Raw genomic sequence first — 19694 nt, 5'->3', positions numbered from 1 at the left:
TAAAAATGGAGGAAACGTCATGACAGAGTATAAAAGAATATTGTTGCCGTTACGACAAGAGAAAATATTAGTAATGGCAGCTGTATGTAGTGGGATAATTGCTGCCATTTAAAATTTATCACGCCCAATTTTCATGGGATTAATTGTAGACAATCTTATTCAAAGGGAGCTAAAAGGTGCGTATTTATATATAGCTTTGTTTGCGGGTAGTCGCTTTTTAATGTGGGCGAACAATCTTTTATTTGATTATATAAGTTCAAAAGCGAGTCAACGTATATTACAAACGAAACGTATAGAATTATTGCGTCACTATTTCTCATTACCGTTTGAAGAGAGTGAGAAGATTAAGCAAGGAGAGTTAGAAACTTTGGTCGTGTCTGATATTCCGAACTGGGTCAGATTATATGGCTCTATATTAATAGAATATATACACGCTATTGCCCAATTTATTGGAGCTTTCATAGCACTACAACATATAGATATACAGTTTATATTGTGGGTAACTCCGTTTTTATTTTTAAGTACAATTGTTCCAATACTGATGGGAGAAAAGGTAAGAGATATTGCAAGCGTTGCTCAAAAAAATCACTCAAGTGTTGTAGAGATGGTGTCACAGTTTGTAAAGGGGATACAAGATTTGCGGAGTTTACAAAAAGAAAAATGGGCCATTCGCTTATTTAAAAGAGTAACGGCACAATCGTATAAATCGGAAGTAAAGAAGACGATGATGCAACATTGTATTGGAGTAGTTGGAACGGTGATTGAAACAGGAGCATATATCCTTGTTCTCATTATAGGTGCACAAAAAATAATGAGGGGAGAAATAGAAGTTGGTTCACTCATTGCAGTGTTAGCGACAATTGAGATGCTCTTTTTCCCTGTCCGTTATGTGGGCGATTTATTAATAATGACACAAGTTGCAGTCGCTTCGGCAAATAGAACTTTTTGCTTTTTAAATAAACGAGCAGCAGATAACAATGTAGAAAGAGCGATGGGTATCAGGATAACAAATGTTTCATTTCAGGAGAATGACGAAGAGAAATGCAGAATTCGTAATATTGATTTGCAAATTCGTCCTGGTGAACTCGTTATTATTGTGGGAGAAAGCGGTGCAGGAAAAACAACGCTTTTAAAGTTAATAACGGGCTTGTATAAACCATCTAACGGTAGCATTGCTTATTATGGTAATGAAGCTCGTATGACTACAGTTTGGCAAGAACCACGTTTTTTCCGAACGACGGTAACAGAGAATATGTATTTCGGGGAAGAGTGTTTAGAAAATCAGTTAGAAAAAAATAGTGAACTTATAAATGTAACGCCGATTATTAGAGGGTTACCTGAAGGGAGTCAAACTTGTGCTACATAAAAGCGGTGAAGAGCTTTCAGGAGGCGAAAGAAAACGTCTCGCATTATTGCGAGCGATTGTATCAAATCCAACTCTTATTATTTTAGATGAACCGACGGCTGGGTTAGATCCAGGCAATCAAGAACTGGTTTGGAATATAATTGAAGGGATAGGGAGAAATGTAACGAGAATTGTGGCAACACATAATGTAGAGAGAGCGATGATAGCAGATTGTGTTGTTGTCATAAAGAATGGGACTATTGTGGAATGTGGGAATCCTAGAGAATTATTAAATTGCAACTCATTGTACAAAGAGTTGCAAACAAAAAGATAAGAGATATGTAATGCCCTTATCTTTATTCCGCTATTTGCCGGGCAGCCCGATTGGTGAGGGCTGATTAAAGTTTCACTTTATTCGTTCTCATTAAGTTGATAAGTATAAGAATTCGGATCACTAGAATTAACTTCTTTGACGAGAGTAAGTTGATTTGTATCTGGATTATATTTGAAAATCTTAATTGTATGTTCGCTACTTAGTAATGGATTATATTCTTGAATAGCGAATGTATTTTCCGCAATTTGTGTCATATTACTGGTGGGAACATTTTCTATGGAATCATGATTTGTAGAAATTTCAACGACTTTTTCACTGTTGAAAAATAAAAGAACGATTACTAAAATAACTAAGCATATTCGTATATAGCGTAGCTCTTTGGTGATAGGGTGTTCTCCCAAAATAATCATCCTTTCTATAACTATTCTATAGTAGTAATGGTAGTCATCGTGAAAAAAGTAATAATGCCGAGGCCTGCCCAAAGGATAAATGAGATTAATGCGATATAGAGACAAATACGTCCAACTTGTTTTTTTTCAGGATCTTTACTAAATAGTGAGATAATCCATGTGATAATTCCGATTGGGGAAAATATAAAACTAAGAATATATAGAAGTATTTTTTCAAATAAATTCATGAGAGCTCCTTTCATTGTAAAATATTATATTTATTTCTAATTATATGATGGAAAGGTAAATATTTCATCATAGTTATAAAAATTCTGATTATTTAGAATGTGAATATTTCCAAGCTTGTCCGTATAAGCTAAAATAAGATATATAGTATTTTGATGAATGTGTTAAAAGAAGATAATACGTTAGGGTGATATAAAATGTGGCGGAAGCTTACGATTATTGTAGTGTTACTTTGTTTAGCGGGATATGCAGCTTATGAACAGTTTGGTAATAAAGAGCAGGCGGTAAAAGTGAAGCAAGAAAAAAGTGAAGCTGCGATGAAAGAGATTATCGCAAGGAATGGTATTGAGATAGGGAAGAGCGCACCAGACTTTGAATTAACTAAGTTAGATGGGACAAATGTAAAGTTATCGGATTTAAAAGGAAAGAAAGTAATTTTAAACTTTTGGGCTACGTGGTGTGGACCATGTCAGCAAGAAATGCCTGATATGGAGGCTTTCTATAAAGAACATAAAGAAAACGTAGAAATTTTAGCGGTCAATTATACGCCTTCAGAAAAAGGTGGGGGGGAAGAAAAGGTAAGCAATTTTATTAAAGAAAAAGGAATTACTTTTCCTGTTTTATTGGACAAGAACATTGATGTGACAACAGCGTATAAAGTAATTACGATTCCAACTTCGTATTTTATAGATACAAAAGGTGTCATTCAAGATAAGTTTATTGGGCCGATGACGCAAAAAGAGATGGAGAAAAGGGTTGCTAAATTAAAATAATGGTGAAAAGGTAGAGGTGGAGAGTTCCCATTTCTGCCTTTTCTTTTTCAAGTAGTAATCACTTCATGATATGATGTAAGAAATATAACCGTTTAGAGATAAAGGAGTGTATGGAGTGGGGAATGTATCCTTACCGTTAGATTATGTTGTAATTGATTTTGAAACAACAGGATTTAACCCTTATAATGATAAAATTATTCAAGTTGCAGCAGTGAAATATCGTAATCATGAATTAGTAGATCAATTTGTTTCATACGTGAATCCAGAGCGGCCAATTCCGGACCGAATAACGAGTTTAACAGGTATTACTAATTATCGCGTTTCAGATGCTCCGACGATTGAAGAAGTGTTACCTTTATTTTTAGCATTTTTACATACAAATGTTATTGTGGCCCATAATGCTTCTTTTGATATGCGCTTTTTGAAAAGTAATGTAAATATGCTTGGGTTGCCTGAACCTAAAAATAAAGTAATTGATACTGTATTTTTAGCGAAGAAATACATGAAGCATGCGCCTAATCATAAACTTGAAACGTTAAAACGAATGCTTGGAATTCGTTTAAGCTCTCATAATGCATTTGACGATTGCATTACGTGTGCTGCTGTTTATCAAAAGTGTGCAGCTATTGAAGAAGAAGGGAAACGAAAAGTAAATAAGGCTATGCTTGATGAAACTGCGGTATATGAAGCGGTGAAAGAAATACTTGCATGTAATAAACGGAATGTAGAATGGCTACGTTGTATGAACGTAGGAAGTTATTTAGATATAAAAGCTTTTTATCCAGTTATGAGAGTAAAGGTAAAAGGGCGAAAGAAATATGTATTAACAGAGATATTAGAAGAAGATGTGAAAGAAATATGTACAAGCTTAAAATGTGAACCAGCGTTAAAAAGTGAAGTTGGTAATACGAGAATTATGCTTAATAGCTTAGAGGATGTTATGAGATTAGAAAGTTATATTTTAGAACAGTATGATTTTGTATTACAGGCGCTTCATGATTATAAAGAAAATGAAATGAATGCAGATGAAAAGTTGAAAGAGTATTTAAATATTATGGTATGAAAAACTCCGTGTGCAATATATTGTACACGGAGTTTTTTTAGGAGTACTAAAACATAAAATTTTCTTGCAAATCTGATTAAAGAGTTTTTTGTTTGCTCATACTATGTAATAAGAAAGCGAAGGAGAGAGGGTGAACAACATGAGAAGAAGTCGCCGTAAATCGTTTGAAGAACTTGTAAATGAAAATAAACAACAATTATTAAGCGATCGTGAGGCAATTGATCGCATTGAAGAGCGCATTGAAAAACGTTATGAAATGAAACTTTTTAAGCAAGCTGAATAATTCTTAACACTAGTACGATACTAGTGTTAAGGAGGCGATAGTAATGGGTAATCCGAAAAAAAATTCAAAAGACTTTGCACCGAATCATATTGGAACACAATCAAAAAAAGCTGGTGGAAATAAAGGAAAGCAAATGCAAGATCAAACAGGTAAACAACCGATTGTTGATAATGGTTAAAGAAAAGGAGAATATTACATTCTCCTTTTTTATGTATAAATTTGAGGAAAGATAGGTAATTTAAGATGGTGTGTATATACAATATTAGGAGGGAAGTACATGCCAAATCCAGATAATCGAAGTGACAACGCTGAAAAGTTACAAGAAATGGTGCAAAATACAGTTGATAACTTTAATGAAGCAAAAGAAACAGCGGAACTTTCTAATGAAAAAGATCGTGCTGCTATTGAAGCAAAAAATCAAAGACGTTTAGAAAGTATTGACTCATTAAAAAGTGAAATCAAAGATGAATCTTAACAAAATGTACAAAAAGGGCTGACTTTTGTCAGCCCTTTTTCGTAATCGTAAAGTTTTCAACAAGTAAACGCCAATTTTGTGGGAATGGTAAACCGATTTTCCAGTAACTAATACCACCTATACCTTGTTCTTTCATTAAATTGAATTTACTTTGAACAGACCGTGAATCTTCAAACCAAACTTCGTGTTGCACGCCGTTTTCATCAAAATAATTAAAATGAGGAGCTTGGGCTGTGAAATCATAACGAATAGGGACATTATATTTACGAGCTAGTGCAACAGCTGCGACAGAGCTAATTGCTTTTGCGGGTGGATTTCCTTGTTTAAATGGAAGCTTCCAATCAAACCCGTATAAATTTTGCCCCATCATAATTTTTTGGGGAGGCATTTGAGATTTTGCATATTGAAGTACTTCTTTCACCGGACCGATAGGAGAAATCGCCATCGGTGGCCCGCCCTGCCATCCCCAGTCATATGTCATAATGACGACGAAATCAACAATTTGCCCTTGCGCTTTATAATCGTGAGCTTCGAAAAATTTTCCCTTTTGATTTGAACTTGTTTTCGGTACGAGAGTTGTGCTCAATGTGTACCCGCTAGGTAAGCGTGTTTTTACATTTCGTAAAAAGCGATTATACGCCTCGCGGTCTTCAGGTGCTACACTCTCGAAATCGAAATGAATGTCTCGCATGCCATATTTTTGAGCTGTTTGCAAAATGTTAGTAATAAATTTGTTTTGAATCGTTGCGTCGCGTAAAATAACCGATGTTAGATCGGCACTGAAATTACCATTTTCAATATTTGTAATAACGAGCATAGGGATTGTTTTACCCTGCGTTGCAATATTAGCGATTTTAGCTGTTTCAGTAGGTTCTTTTAATGTGCCATCTCTTTTTGCCTCAAAACTAAAATAAGCTAAGTATGTTAAAAATGGATTGATGGCACGTGTAGCATTAACTAAACTCTCTTTAATCGGTATAGTGGAAGGCTGTAAATAAGCGATGGATTCTACAGCTCGTTTTGTACCTTTTGGTACGTATAATTGTTGTCCGACATGGAGAATAGATTTTAAAGATAAATTATTAACTTTAGCTAAACTAGCGAGGGGGACATTATATGTTTGAGAGATTCGATATAGGCTGTCACCAGGCTGTACATAATAATTATTCCCTTTCGTATTAACGATAAGTGCCTGACCAACAACGAGCGTTTCAGCTGGATTTAATCCATTGTCTTTTACTATTTCGTCAGGTGTTGATCCATATTTTGATGCCAAGCTATATACGCTATCACCACTACGAACCGTTACAATTTGAATCATATGCTTGCTCCTTTCGGGAAAAGATTCACTATTTTTATTTTATTTTTGATGTCACTGTATTATGATTAAATGTATGCAAGGTAGCAGAAGTGAAAGAAGGCGAATACATATGTTTGTAGCAGAACATGAAGTTGAAATCCGTTATGCGGAAACAGATCAAATGGGTGTTGTTTACCATTCAAACTACTTAGTGTGGCTTGAGTTAGGTCGCACGAAACTTATACAAGATTTAGGTTTTTCATATGTTGAAATGGAGAAAGAAGGAATTATTTCTCCTGTGTTAGATTTACAAATTTCATACCGTAAAGCGATGCGTTACGGAGAAAAAGCAAGCGTAAAAACATGGGTAGATACTGTGAGCCCACTTCGCGTTGTATATGGATATGAAATATATAATGGTGATGGTGAACTTTGTATTACTGCAAGCACAACGAATATTTGTGCGAAAAAAGAAGGGTTCCGCCCTGTATCATTTAAAAAGTTATATCCTGAGTGGTATGCGAAATATGAGGAAATTAAGAAAAAATAAAAAAGCGTGGCAGAAGCCACGTTTTTTTATTTTTCATAATTAAATTGTGGGAAGTCGTCACCTTCGTTAAGTGTAACAGATAAATTATGTCCATCGAAGAACCATTCATCATCGCCTTCAATAAAGAAATTAATACCTTCTTCTTGAATTTGAACAGCAGGATGTGCAGGATCATCTTTACGAATACCTAAAGAAAGTCCTTTTTGCACAGTACTGCAACCACCGTATTGTACGAAAAAGCGTAGTGTTTCATTTGATTGTAAGTTTAATTCAGTTTTATACCATTGTGCTGCTTCTTTTGTTACGGAAAGATTCATGTATAGTTCCTCCAAATTATGTTGCTTTTTCTTTAGTATAAAAAATAACGCAAAAAGACGCTATTAATATGCTTCACGTTTTCTTTTTGCGTTATGTGGGTTACGATCTTATTTTTGCTTTTTTGAAAAGTTTGCTTTTGGTTCAGTTTTATTTATAATTCGTCCGATATTTGCACGGTGTTTATAAATAACCATACCTGCTAATAAACACATCGCAATAATGAAGATTTTATCCCCGCTAACAATGGATGCAATAACAGCAACAACTGCTGTTACCATAGAAGAAAGTGATACGTATCTTGTTGTAAATAAAAGGGTGAAAAATACAACAGCCAATATTGCAAAAACAACTGGTGAATAGCATAATAGCACCCCAGCAGAAGTTGCAACTGCTTTACCACCGCGGAATTTCGCGAAGATTGGATAGACATGTCCAAGAACAGCCGCTAACCCGAACCATAGTGGATGAATATCTAATCCGAAAATCATTGGTAGACTTGTTGCTAATGTCCCTTTTAAAATGTCAGCAATTGTAACGGTAAAACCTGCTTTTTTCCCTAATGTGCGGAATGTGTTTGTTCCGCCTAGATTACCGCTCCCGTGCTCACGAATATCGATTCCGTAGCCGATTTTTCCAACAACTAGTGCAAATGGAATCGAGCCAAGTAAGTAGGCAACGATAAATAAAAGATATGTAGTAACCATAAGTTCAGTCTCCTTTATTCAAATGTGTTGATAAAGGGTAAAAAGAGTTTTTCCCGTATATTGTACCATACATTTGTAAAGAGCACATTTCTTTTTTGTAAATGAAAAATTCATTATTTCGTGAAAAAAATTTCACAGTAATGTTACATTTCTCACAGAAACAGTAAGACTATATGTAGTAACATTTTAATCAAAAGATAACAACATATTGGTGGAGGGTTATAAATGTTACAAAATAATACACGTGGAGAAGAAGAATTAATGAAAGTGTTTGAGACAATAGTCCACGGCAATGAACAAGATTTGATGCAAGAAAATGCAAATGTAGACGGCCGCTCTCCAATGGGCGTAATGGGAACGTTCGCATCTGAGAGTGCAAAATATTATGCTGTTGAGAATTTATTGTCAGATCAAGTGAAAAAAGCGATAAATGAAAATATATTATATCCACATGATTTAGATTTTTATGCAACAGGAACGACGACTTGTTCACAAATTCCGTTAGCGCAAATGCTTGCTAATGGTTTTCATACTGGACATGGACATATGAGACAACCGCAAGACATTAAAAGTGCATTGGCTCTTTCGTCTATTATTTTTCAAGCGAATCAAAATATGCAGCATGGTGGTCAATCGTTTGCACTCTTTGATATTGATTTAGCACCTTATGTACGAAAAACAATTGAGAGACATAAAAAACGATTACAATCATATCCGCTTACGAAAGAACAAATAGAAGAATTTTCATGGAAAGAAACGGAAAATGATACGTATCAAGCGTGTGAGGCTTTCGTTCATAATTCGAATAGTATGCATAGTAGGGGCGGAGGACAAGTACCGTTTATTTCTATTAATTATGGAACAGATACATCGAAAGAAGGAAGAATGTTAATTAAACAACTTTTAAAAGCGACACAAGCTGGACTTGGTAAAGGAGAGACACCGATTTTTCCGATTCAAATTTTCAAGATGAAAAAAGGTGTGAATTTTGAAGAAAGTGATCCGAACTACGATTTATTTGAATTAGCATTAGAGACAACCGCAGAGCGATTATTCCCTAACTTTTCATTTTTAGATGCTCCGTTTAATGCAGTGCATTATGACGGAAGACCAGAAAGTGAAGTATGTTACATGGGATGTCGTACTCGTGTTATGTCTAATATACATGGAGAAGAAACAGCGATTGGTAGAGGGAATTTATCATTTACGTCTATTAATTTAGTGAAATTAGCGTTAATTAGTGGTTCAAAAGAAGCGTTTTTTGAAGCGCTAAACTATTATTTAGATTTAGGAATTAAGCAGTTATTAGAAAGATTTGCGTATCAATGTACGAAGCGAGCAAGAGATTTTCAGTTTTTATATTCACAAGGTGTATGGCGTGGTGGAGAAACGTTGCAGCCTGAAGACTCCGTAGCCTCGATTTTAAAACAAGGGACGTTAAGTATTGGTTTTATCGGTCTTGCGGAATGTTTAGTAGCTTTAACAGGAAAGCATCATGGGGAAGATGAAGAATCATGGAAACTTGGGTATGAAATTATTTCCTTTATGAGAGATAGAATGGATAAAGCGACAGAAGAACATCAACTGAATTTCTCAGTAATTGCAACTCCAGCAGAAGGATTATCAGGGAAGTTTGTGAAAAAAGATAGAAAAGAATTTGGCGTGATTAGCGGTATAACGAACCATAATTACTATACGAATTCATTCCATATTCCAGTTTATTATAACATTCAAGCGATAAATAAAATCCGTTTAGAAGGTCCGTTCCATGCTCTATGTAACGGGGGACATATTACTTATATTGAACTAGACGGAGCAGCAATGCATAACAAAAAGGCATTAAAACAAATTGTACAAGCCATGGCAGAACATGGCGTTGGATACGGTTCAATTAATCATCCTGTTGACCGTTGTAAGTGCTGTAGTTATCACGGGGTTATTGGGAATGAATGTCCAAGTTGCGGGAATGAAGATGAGGCTAATATAGAAAGAATTCGCCGTATAACAGGCTATCTTGTAGGAGATATGTCAAAGTGGAATAGTGCGAAACGTAGTGAAGAGATAGATCGGGTGAAACATAAATGAAAGTGATGAATATTATTCATGATAGTGTAGTAGATGGAGAAGGATTGCGGACAGTCGTGTTTTTTGCGGGCTGTCCGCATCGTTGCGTTGGTTGCCACAATCCGAAATCGTGGAATATTTGCAACGGAACGGAAATGACAGTAGAAGAAATTGTGAAAGAGATTGCAAGTAATCCATTAACTGATGTAACATTTTCAGGTGGAGATCCATTTTTTCAAGCTGCTGAAGTGAAAATGGTAGCAAAAATCGTGAAAGATTTGAAAAAAAACCTATGGATATATACAGGTTATACGTTAGAAGAGATACAGAGTTCTCAAAATAATGATATGATAGAGTTGTTACATTATGGGGATGTTTTAGTCGATGGAAGGTTTGAAATTGAGGAAAAAGATTTAACACTTCCATTTCGCGGAAGCTCCAATCAACGTATTATTCGATTGAAAGAGTAAAAAGGCGGGATAGATTATATGAACAAAACGGTATTGCTTGTTGAAGATGAAAGAAGATTACGTGAAATTGTTAGTGATTATTTTCGTAATGAAGGCTTTGAAGTAATCGAAGCAGAAGATGGAAAAAAAGCGTTAGAGTTATTTGCAGAGCATGAAATTGATTTAATTATGTTAGATATTATGTTACCGGAAATAGATGGATGGTCTGTTTGTAGAAGAATTAGAAAAGAATCAGCAGTACCAATTATTATGTTGACAGCACGTTCGGATGAGGATGATACATTGCTAGGTTTCGAATTAGGTGCAGACGAGTATGTAACGAAACCATTTAGCCCGAAAGTATTAGTAGCTCGTGCAAAGACGTTATTGAAACGTGCGGATGGTGCGGTAGGAGTAGCGGAAGAAAATGCTATGTCTTTAGCTGGAATAGAAGTGAATCGTCTATCTAGAACTGTTTTAGTAGATGGAGAAGAAATTATATTGACACATAAAGAATTTGAACTTCTTGTGTATTTAATGGAGAACAAAGGAATTGTGTTATCACGTCAACATTTATTAGACCAGTTATGGGGATATGACTATTACGGTGATGACCGAACGGTTGATACCCATATTAAAAAACTTCGAAATAAGCTAGGAGATAAAGCGAAGCATATCGGTACTGTTATTCGAGTTGGTTATAAATTTGAAGAATAATCTAGAACGATTTGTGTAATTTAGCCTAGGGAAATGGTAATTTTATACTCTCTTTTGAAGGTAAAATGTACAAAAATACTTTTTTTGTCTACAATGTTAGATAAGTGTATTTTTTTAATTGGATTTCACGATGAGTTCACAAGAAGGACACAAAACGTGACTATACTGAAAATACGAATTCACCAGAGAGGGGAAATAAAACATGGGATATTACGACGGACCAAATTTAAATGAAGAGCATAGTGAAACGAGAGAAGTGAGAAAATCAGGTAGTAAAAAAGGCTATTTCTTCACAGGTTTAGTGGGAGCTGTAGTCGGAGCGGTTTCGATTAGTTTTGCAGCACCATATATGCCATGGGCTCAAAATAATGGAGCGCCAGTATCATCATTTAGTTCGGATTCAAAAGTAGAAGGTACTGTAGTTCCTGTTGTAAATAAAGCGAAAAATGAAACTGATTTACCTGGTATGATTGAAGGGGCGAAAGATGTTGTTGTAGGTGTTATTAATATGCAACAAAGTGTTGATCCATTTGCAATGCAACCGACAGGTCAAGAACAACAAGCCGGTTCAGGATCAGGTGTTATTTATAAAAAAGCAGGAAATAAAGCATATATTGTAACAAACAACCACGTAGTAGATGGAGCAAATAAACTTGCTGTGAAGCTGAGCGACGGAAAGCAAGTTGATGCGAAATTAGTTGGTAAGGACCCTTGGTTAGACTTAGCGGTTGTTGAAATTGATGGATCTAATGTAAATAAAGTTGCCACTTTAGGTGATTCAAGTAAACTTCGTGCGGGTGAAAAAGCCATTGCAATCGGTAATCCACTTGGATTTGATGGAAGTGTAACGGAAGGTATAATCAGTAGTAAAGAACGCGAAATTCCGGTTGATATTGATGGGGATAAACGACCAGATTGGCAAGCACAAGTTATTCAAACGGATGCAGCGATTAATCCAGGTAATAGTGGTGGTGCATTATTTAACCAAAATGGTGAAATAATTGGGATTAATTCAAGTAAAATTGCACAACAAGAAGTTGAAGGAATTGGATTTGCTATTCCAATTAACATCGCAAAACCAGTTATTGAATCTCTTGAAAAAGATGGAGTAGTAAAACGTCCAGCTCTTGGAGTAGGTGTTGTTTCACTAGAAGATGTGCAAGCTTATGCAGTCAATCAATTGAAAGTACCGAAAGAAGTAACAAACGGCGTTGTATTAGGTAAAATTTACCCAATATCACCAGCTGAAAAAGCTGGTTTAGAGCAATATGATATTGTAGTAGCATTAGATAATCAAAAAGTAGAGAATGCTCTTCAATTCCGTAAATATTTATATGAAAAGAAAAAAGTAGGCGAGAAAGTAGAAGTTACATTCTACCGTAACGGTCAAAAAATGACGAAATCGGCTACTTTAGCAGATAATTCAGCTACAAAGAATCAATAATCGAAATAAAAGAAAGTCTCTTTCATATTGAAAGAGACTTTCTTTATCGGCTATACTAAAGGAATAGGAGGGATTAATTATGACAATTGAAAACCCAACTCGTACGGAAATTGGTGAAGTGTTAAAGAAAAGCAAAACAATTGCGGTTGTTGGATTATCAGATAAGCCAGAACGTACATCGTATATGGTTTCAAAAGCAATGCAAGATGCTGGATACCGCATTATTCCAGTTAATCCAACAGTAGATGAGGTGCTCGGAGAAAAGGCAGTTTCTTCACTAAAGGATATTAAGGAACACGTTGACATTGTAAATGTATTTCGTCGCTCAGAGTTTTTAATGGATGTTGCAAAAGAATTTGTAGAGATTGATGCAGATGTTTTTTGGGCACAATTAGGAGTACAAGATGAGGATACATATAAACTTTTAAAAGAAAAAGACTATACTGTAATAATGGATCGTTGTATTAAAGTAGAACATGCGATGACAAAATAGTATAGATTTAAAGGTAGAAAGATTGATTCAGCCCTCATTATAGATAAGTAGGGCCGATGAACGAGGTGTTCATCATGAGATTTTTTAAAGGCTGTTTTTGGGGATTGTTATTTGTAATCCCATTTTGGATCTTGATCATTTGGATCATAATAAAGGTTTGGAATGTGTAATCTTGGAATACATATCCATTTCTCGTTGACAAACGATTATTTTTCTGAAATAGTAGCCTAGAGGAATCCTTGTGAGAAAACAAGGATTTTTCTATTGAAGATGGTATATAAAAGAGATAAGATAACTTGCCAAAACTATAGTCGAGGCGTTATTCTATAATAGAAACATATGTTCTGATTTTGGATTAGGAAAGGGGCAAGGAGTTTGGCAAAGCATCAGTTCCAATATAATGAAGATGCGATTCAAGTGTTAGAAGGACTTGAAGCCGTTCGAAAACGCCCGGGTATGTATATCGGGAGTACGGATAGCCGTGGATTGCATCATTTAGTATATGAAATAGTAGATAACTCCGTTGACGAAGCGTTAGCGGGATTTGGCGACGAAATTTCAGTCGTAATACATAAAGATAATAGTATTAGCGTTATAGATAAAGGGCGAGGAATGCCTACGGGAATGCATAAACTTGGGAAACCTACACCTGAAGTTATTTTAACTGTACTTCATGCAGGTGGTAAGTTTGGTCAAGGTGGCTATAAAACGAGTGGTGGTTTACACGGTGTTGGGGCATCAGTTGTAAACGCTTTGTCAGAATGGTTAGTAGTAACAATTAAGCGTGATGGTAACATTTATGAACAACGTTTTGAAAATGGTGGCGTTCCTGCAACAACGTTAGAGAAAATCGGGAAAACAAAAGAGTCTGGTACGACAATGCACTTCAAACCAGATACAACGATTTTCAGCACGACAAATTACAATTATGAAACATTATGTGAGAGATTACGTGAATCTGCATTCTTATTAAAAGGAATGAAAATCTCGATAAAAGACGAACGTAATGATTTAGAAGATATATTTCATTATGAAACAGGAATCGAAGCTTTCGTTTCATATTTAAACGAAGAAAAAGATTCAATTCACCCGGTTGTATATTTCACTGGTGAACAAAACGGGATTGAAGCAGAACTAGCATTCCAGTTTAATGATGGTTACTCAGAAAATATTCTTTCGTTTGTAAATAACGTACGTACAAAAGATGGTGGAACACACGAAGCTGGATTTAAAACAGCGATGACGCGTGTGTTTAACGAGTATGCTCGTAAAGTAGCACTATTAAAAGAAAAAGATAAAAACTTAGAAGGTACAGATATTCGTGAAGGTGTAGCGGCTATCGTTTCGGTACGTGTACCAGAAGAAGTGCTTCAGTTTGAAGGGCAAACGAAAGGGAAACTAGGTACAAGTGAAGCGCGTTCTTCAATTGATGCCATTGTATCTGAGCATTTAGCATACTTTTTAGAAGAAAACCCTGATGTAGCTACACTTCTTGTGAGAAAAGCAATTAAAGCAGCACAAGCCCGTGAAGCAGCCCGTAAAGCAAGAGAAGAAGCGCGTAGTGGTAAGAAAAAGAAAAAATCAGAAGGTACGTTAAGCGGGAAATTAACACCTGCACAATCACGTAACCCGCAAAAAAATGAACTGTACCTAGTAGAGGGTGACTCTGCCGGTGGTTCTGCGAAACAAGGACGAGACCGACGTTTCCAGGCCGTATTACCGTTACGTGGTAAAGTAATTAATACAGAAAAAGCAAAGCTTGCTGATATCTTTAAAAATGAAGAGATTAATACAATCATTTATGCGATTGGCGGCGGTGTAGGAAATGAATTTGATGTTGAAGATATTAACTACGATAAAGTTGTAATTATGACCGATGCCGATACGGATGGGGCTCATATTCAAGTATTGTTATTAACGTTCTTCTACAGATATATGAAGCCACTTATCGAAGCTGGTAAAGTATTTATCGCACTTCCTCCTTTATACAAAGTAAGTAAAGGAAAAGGTAAGAGTGAGGTAATTGAATACGCTTGGTCAGATGAGGAATTAGACGGTGTAACGAAAAAAGTTGGAAAAGGCTATATGTTACAACGTTATAAAGGACTTGGTGAAATGAATGCGGATCAATTATGGGAAACAACAATGAATCCTGAAACGCGTACATTAATTCGCGTGAAAATTGATGATGCAGCAAGAGCAGAGCGTCGCGTTACAACATTAATGGGCGATAAAGTAGAACCGCGCCGTAAATGGATTGAACGTAATGTACAGTTTGGTATGCAAGAAGAAGGAAATATTTTAGAAAATGAAATGATTATGGAGACGGAGGTGGAATAACATGCAAGCAGAGAAGTTTCATGACCTCCCGCTTGAAGACGTGTTAGGTGATCGCTTTGCACGTTATAGTAAATATATTATTCAAGATCGTGCACTTCCAGATGCACGTGATGGCTTAAAGCCAGTACAAAGACGTATTTTATATTCCATGTATGTAGAAGGTAATGTACATGATAAAGCGTTTCGTAAATCAGCTAAAACAGTAGGTAATGTTATCGGTAATTATCATCCACATGGTGATTCCTCTGTATATGAAGCAATGGTACGCTTAAGCCAAACTTGGAAAGTACGTAATGTTTTAGTTGAAATGCATGGTAATAACGGTAGTGTTGATGGGGACCCAGCGGCAGCGATGCGTTATACGGAAGCTCGTTTATCACCAATCGCATCTGAATTATTACGTGATCTTGATAAAGAAACAGTTGAATTCGTGTCAAACTTTGATGATACGAGTGAAGAACCAGTTGTATTACCAGCAGCGTTCCCGAATTTATTAGTGAACGGATCTACAGGGATTTCCGCTGGTTATGCAACAGAAATTCCTCCGCATCATCTTGGAGAAGTTATTGATGCTACAATGATGCGTATCGATAAGCCAAATAGTACTGTTGACGATTTATTAACAGTTATGAAAGGACCAGATTTCCCAACAGGTGGTATTATTCAGGGGATTGATGGTATTAAAAAGGCGTATGAAACAGGTAAAGGTAAAATTATTATTCGCGGAAAAGCAGAAGTTGAAACAGTGCGCGGTGGGAAACAACAAATTGTAATCACTGAAATTCCTTACGAAGTGAATAAGGCAAACCTTGTAAAGAAAATGGATGAATTACGTCTAGATAAAAAGTTAGATGGTATTGCTGAAGTGCGTGATGAGACAGATCGTACTGGTTTACGAATTGTTGTTGAATTAAAGAAAGAAGCAAACTCCGAAGGTATTTTAAATTATTTATATAAAAATACAGATTTGCAAATTCCATATAACTTTAATATGGTAGCGATCAATAATCGTCGTCCAACACTTATGACATTACCGAAAATTTTAGATGCTTATATTGGACATCAAAAAGAGGTTATTACGAGACGTTCGCAATATGAATTAAGAAAAGCAGAAAATCGTCAACATATTGTAGAAGGTTTAAAGAAAGCATTATCGATTTTAGACCAAGTAATTGAGACAATTCGAGCTTCAAAAGATAAACGTAACGCGAAAGATAATTTAAGTGCAAAATTTGGCTTTACAGAAGCACAGGCAGAAGCAATTGTTTCCTTGCAATTATATCGCTTAACGAATACAGACATTACGGCGTTACAAGAAGAAGCAGATGAGCTTAATAAGAAAATTATTGAGCTACAGGCAATTTTACAAAGTGAAAAAAGATTACTTCAAGTAATTAAAACAGATTTAAAGAGAGTTAAGAAAACATATAGTGATGATCGACGCGCGATTATTGAAGATCAAATCGAGGAAATTAAAATCGATGTAGAAGTGATGATCCCACAAGAAGATGTCATCGTTACTGTAACGAAAGAAGGATATGTGAAACGTACTGGATGGCGCTCACATAATGCCTCAAACGGCAAAGACTTCGGTATGAAAGAGGGTGACATCTTACTTGAACGATTCGATACGAATACGACAGAGACAGTCCTCTTATTTACGAATAAAGGAAACTATATATATCTGCCAGTATACGAAATGCCAGATATTCGTTGGAAAGATTTAGGTCAGCACGTTGCTAATATCGTTTCACTCGACCGGGATGAAACAATCATTTGGGCAACGGTTGTACCGAACTTTGAGGAAGAAAAACGATTTATCGTATTTGTAACACGAAATGGTATGATAAAGAAAACAGAATTAAATCAATATAAAGTTCAGCGTTATTCAAGGGCATTCGTTGCTGTAAACTTGAAAAAAGATGATGAAGTTGTCGATATATTTGCGACAGATGGAACGAGTGATATTGTTCTTGCTACACACGGTGCATATGCACTTATTTTCCATGAAGATGAAGTAAGTCCAGTCGGTGTAAGAGCTGCTGGTGTTAAAGCAATTAATTTAAAAGAAGATGACTATGTCGCTTCTGGTAAACCGTTAAATGGTGACAAAGATCAACTTATTCTCGTAACACAGCGCGGTGCTGTAAAACGTCTAAAAGCATCAGAAATTGAAAAGTCAACGAGGGCGAAACGCGGTCTTGTTATTTTCAAAGAATTAAAACGTAATCCGTACCGCATTGTCGGTATTGAAATTGTTCGGGACGATGAATTAGTTTACATGAAGACAGAGAAAAACATTGTAGAAGAGATTGATCCGAAAGCGTATCGAAATAAAGACCGGTATAGTAATGGTAGCCTTGTGCTAGATGTTAATGATACTGGTGAAGTAGTAGAAACGTGGACGAAGAAAAGACCAGAATAAAGAGGGCATCTTGCTATGAATAGTAGCAAGATGCTTTTTTCTAGGCAATTTATTATGTAAATAATAATAATCTTGTTATAATAACTGAATGAAATCGTTCTCATAAAGTGAAACTTTAATCAATGGGGAGTTTCTTCATCCTCACTGATTATTAGTTGAACCAATCGGGCTTTAACAAGCAGTTGATTCCTCACCTAATTCCTTAGCTTTCACTGAATTTTGAGTTAGGAATCTTACTGTCCGTTAAAGCGGGACAAATGGAGGGGCAACATGAAAAAAATAGGTGTAGGGATTGTAGGATTTGGTTTTTCTAGTACGACATTTCATATCCCACTATTACAAACAATAGAAGAATATGATATTCGTGCTGTATTATCCTCAAAAGAAGAGGTAGTAAAAGACACATTACCAAACGCTAATGTTGTTAGTACAATTGATGAATTGGTGAAGCGAGCTGATGTTGACTTAGTTGTTATTACATCACCTAATACAACTCATTTTCCATATGTAAAAGAAGCAATTTTAAAAGGTAAGCATGTTGTTGTAGAAAAACCATTTGTTGTCTCAATTGAAGAAGGGGAAGAGCTTATTTCATTAGCAGAGCAGCATAATGTAATGTTAAGCGTATATCATAATCGTCGTTTTGATAATGATTTCTTAACAATTAAGAAATTGTTAGGAGAAAACAGAGTAGGGAATGTATACGCATATGAATCGAATTTTGATCGTTTCCGTCCACATGTACGTGATCGATGGAGAGAAAAAAATCTACCAGGCTCCGGTATATTATACGATTTAGGATCGCATTTAATTGACCAAGCGTTATCAATATTTGGGAAACCAGATGCGATAAGTGCAGATGTAATAAAACAACGACCAGGTGCAGAGGTGGATGATTATTTCCACATAGTACTTCATTACGGAGTTAAACGTGTCATTTTACGTAGTAGCAGTTATGTGAAAAAAGCTGGACCGCATTTTATAGTGCATGGAGAGAAAGGTTCTATCGTGAAGTACGGTATGGATTCGCAGGAAGAGCAATTAAAAAATGGAATGAAGCCAGGTGATAACGGTTATGGAGTAGACGATGAAGAGAATTTTGCTACTTTAGAAACAGAAGAAAGCTTAGAGCGTATTCCAACAGAAGTCGGTTGTTATGACAATTATTATAAAGGTGTACGAGATAGTATATTAAATGGTGAGGAACTACCTGTAACAGCAAAAGAGGGTTTAGATGTTATTAAACTGATTCAATTAGCGATTGAAAGTAGTGAAAAGGGTAGAGTCATTTCTATAAAATAAAAAAGACACGAAATTCGTGTCTTTTTATTTTTGTGGAACAGAAAGACCATAGAAGAACATCGTAACGATATCTTTTATATGTTTTTCCCGATCTCCTTCAAGAAGTTGTGCTCCAAATTCATCACCTAATTTTGTAAACATTTGAATGTAAAGTAACATCATTTCTTTAGTAAGGTGTGGATTAATTTCGTTTTTGCGCTGAGCTCGTTCTAATATTTCTAAATACCAGGGTAGGATTTTTTCATTTTGATAACTATAAATAAACTTACGGAGTTCTTCGTCCCTTTGCATCATTTGTAGTAACATATCAGGTTGAAATAATCCGCCAGTATTCATTTTTCTTACAATCATTTTTTGCATCATATCATGAAAAGGTAATTTTTCTTCTGCAAGCTCTTTATAATATTGAAATTCAGATATGATAAATTCTTGTATAAGCTCCCTAAATAACGCATCTTTACTTCCGAAATGATTATAAATTGTAACTTGAGAAACGTTTGCTTCTTTTGCGATATGTTCTATTTTCACTTCATTAAATCCACGTTCTGAAAATAATACGAATGCTGCTTCTTTAATGGCACGCTTTTTCTTTTCTTTTACTCTTTCAAAGCCGTTCAATGCAATCACCTCACTTAAAATATACAAGAAAAAATAATGGAAAACAATAATTTTGAAATATG

The 19694-nt window shown here is 35.6% G+C and carries 20 protein-coding genes and 1 pseudogene; 15 read left to right on the top strand and 6 right to left on the bottom strand.

Annotated features, from left to right (window positions below; genetic code table 11):
* The first annotated feature begins 19 nt into the window (after positions 1-19).
* Positions 20-1679: pseudogene (locus tag MR107_RS17095) on the top strand (ABC transporter ATP-binding protein).
* A 77-nt stretch (positions 1680-1756) separates the two neighbouring features.
* Here MR107_RS17095 and MR107_RS17090 read toward each other — a convergent pair.
* The gene (locus MR107_RS17090) at positions 1757-2089 is read right to left on the bottom strand and encodes a YmzC family protein (protein ID WP_074555548.1); all 333 of its coding nucleotides are present in this window, start codon (positions 2087-2089) and stop codon (positions 1757-1759) included.
* An 11-nt stretch (positions 2090-2100) separates the two neighbouring features.
* On the bottom strand, positions 2101-2316 hold the full coding sequence (locus MR107_RS17085; protein ID WP_001047912.1) for a hypothetical protein: 216 nt from the start codon (positions 2314-2316) through the stop codon (positions 2101-2103).
* A 195-nt stretch (positions 2317-2511) separates the two neighbouring features.
* Here MR107_RS17085 and MR107_RS17080 point away from each other — a divergent pair, with 195 nt between their 5' ends.
* From MR107_RS17080 to tlp, 5 genes are all read left to right on the top strand, one after another.
* Positions 2512-3087 (top strand): redoxin domain-containing protein, encoded by a 576-nt coding sequence (locus MR107_RS17080; RefSeq protein WP_000269085.1) that lies wholly within the window; start codon positions 2512-2514, stop codon positions 3085-3087.
* 115 nt (positions 3088-3202) lie between these two features.
* Positions 3203-4150 (top strand): 3'-5' exonuclease, encoded by a 948-nt coding sequence (locus MR107_RS17075; protein ID WP_000528757.1) that lies wholly within the window; start codon positions 3203-3205, stop codon positions 4148-4150.
* A 139-nt stretch (positions 4151-4289) separates the two neighbouring features.
* Positions 4290-4433: an FbpB family small basic protein gene (locus tag MR107_RS17070; RefSeq protein WP_001254703.1), complete on the top strand. Its 144-nt coding sequence runs from the start codon at positions 4290-4292 to the stop codon at positions 4431-4433.
* A 43-nt stretch (positions 4434-4476) separates the two neighbouring features.
* Positions 4477-4611, top strand: a complete 135-nt coding sequence (sspN, locus tag MR107_RS17065; RefSeq protein ID WP_000527987.1) for an acid-soluble spore protein SspN — start codon at positions 4477-4479, stop codon at positions 4609-4611.
* 99 nt (positions 4612-4710) lie between these two features.
* Entirely contained in the window at positions 4711-4908 is a 198-nt protein-coding gene (gene tlp / locus MR107_RS17060; protein ID WP_001133511.1) for a small acid-soluble spore protein Tlp, read from the top strand.
* A 28-nt stretch (positions 4909-4936) separates the two neighbouring features.
* On the opposite strand, the gene MR107_RS17055 is transcribed toward tlp, so the two are convergent.
* Positions 4937-6229, bottom strand: a complete 1293-nt coding sequence (locus tag MR107_RS17055) for a glycoside hydrolase family 18 protein (protein ID WP_000614858.1) — start codon at positions 6227-6229, stop codon at positions 4937-4939.
* Between the two features lie 109 nt (positions 6230-6338).
* Here MR107_RS17055 and MR107_RS17050 point away from each other — a divergent pair, with 109 nt between their 5' ends.
* The gene (locus MR107_RS17050) at positions 6339-6758 is read left to right on the top strand and encodes an acyl-CoA thioesterase (RefSeq protein WP_000495817.1); all 420 of its coding nucleotides are present in this window, start codon (positions 6339-6341) and stop codon (positions 6756-6758) included.
* Positions 6759-6784: 26 nt separating this feature from the next.
* Here MR107_RS17050 and MR107_RS17045 read toward each other — a convergent pair whose 3' ends face one another.
* Together MR107_RS17045 and plsY are read right to left on the bottom strand one after the other, a co-directional pair.
* Complete coding sequence (locus MR107_RS17045) at positions 6785-7075, bottom strand: HesB/YadR/YfhF family protein (RefSeq protein WP_001054455.1); 291 nt, start codon at positions 7073-7075, stop codon at positions 6785-6787.
* 108 nt (positions 7076-7183) lie between these two features.
* Positions 7184-7780, bottom strand: coding sequence for a glycerol-3-phosphate 1-O-acyltransferase PlsY (gene plsY, locus MR107_RS17040; RefSeq protein ID WP_000258974.1), 597 nt, complete (start codon positions 7778-7780; stop codon positions 7184-7186).
* Positions 7781-8005: 225 nt separating this feature from the next.
* Here plsY and MR107_RS17035 point away from each other — a divergent pair, with 225 nt between their 5' ends.
* The 8 genes from MR107_RS17035 (at position 8006) to MR107_RS17000 (ending at position 19014) form a co-directional block, all read left to right on the top strand.
* A complete protein-coding gene (locus tag MR107_RS17035; RefSeq protein ID WP_046392948.1) occupies positions 8006-9865 on the top strand; it encodes an anaerobic ribonucleoside triphosphate reductase in 1860 nt (619 codons plus the stop codon).
* Complete coding sequence (nrdG, locus tag MR107_RS17030) at positions 9862-10314, top strand: anaerobic ribonucleoside-triphosphate reductase activating protein (RefSeq protein WP_242292561.1); 453 nt, start codon at positions 9862-9864, stop codon at positions 10312-10314. The genes MR107_RS17035 and nrdG overlap by 4 nt, the downstream gene beginning before the upstream one ends.
* Positions 10315-10332: 18 nt before the next feature.
* A complete protein-coding gene (locus tag MR107_RS17025) occupies positions 10333-11010 on the top strand; it encodes a response regulator transcription factor (protein ID WP_001044679.1) in 678 nt (225 codons plus the stop codon).
* Positions 11011-11212: 202 nt separating this feature from the next.
* Positions 11213-12454, top strand: a complete 1242-nt coding sequence (locus MR107_RS17020; RefSeq protein ID WP_000542646.1) for a S1C family serine protease — start codon at positions 11213-11215, stop codon at positions 12452-12454.
* Between the two features lie 79 nt (positions 12455-12533).
* The gene (locus MR107_RS17015) at positions 12534-12947 is read left to right on the top strand and encodes a CoA-binding protein (protein WP_000151390.1); all 414 of its coding nucleotides are present in this window, start codon (positions 12534-12536) and stop codon (positions 12945-12947) included.
* Between the two features lie 375 nt (positions 12948-13322).
* Positions 13323-15287: a DNA topoisomerase IV subunit B gene (parE, locus tag MR107_RS17010; RefSeq protein WP_001062194.1), complete on the top strand. Its 1965-nt coding sequence runs from the start codon at positions 13323-13325 to the stop codon at positions 15285-15287.
* A 1-nt stretch (position 15288) separates the two neighbouring features.
* Complete coding sequence (parC, locus tag MR107_RS17005) at positions 15289-17712, top strand: DNA topoisomerase IV subunit A (RefSeq protein WP_001147470.1); 2424 nt, start codon at positions 15289-15291, stop codon at positions 17710-17712.
* Between the two features lie 270 nt (positions 17713-17982).
* Positions 17983-19014 carry an oxidoreductase gene (locus MR107_RS17000; protein WP_000719746.1) on the top strand — a complete coding sequence of 344 codons (1032 nt, stop codon included), beginning with the start codon at positions 17983-17985 and terminating at the stop codon, positions 19012-19014.
* A gap of 24 nt (positions 19015-19038) precedes the next feature.
* Here the strand turns inward: MR107_RS17000 and MR107_RS16995 are convergent, their stop codons facing one another.
* Positions 19039-19641, bottom strand: coding sequence for a TetR/AcrR family transcriptional regulator (locus tag MR107_RS16995; RefSeq protein WP_002024578.1), 603 nt, complete (start codon positions 19639-19641; stop codon positions 19039-19041).
* Positions 19642-19694 lie beyond the last annotated feature (53 nt).

Origin of the sequence: Bacillus cereus group sp. BfR-BA-01441 (assembly GCF_022663075.1) — a bacterium.
In the GTDB taxonomy this organism is placed as follows: domain Bacteria; phylum Bacillota; class Bacilli; order Bacillales; family Bacillaceae_G; genus Bacillus_A; species Bacillus_A cereus.
The sequence above is the reverse complement of the archived record's forward strand: the minus strand, read 5'-3'. Positions and strand labels throughout refer to the sequence as shown.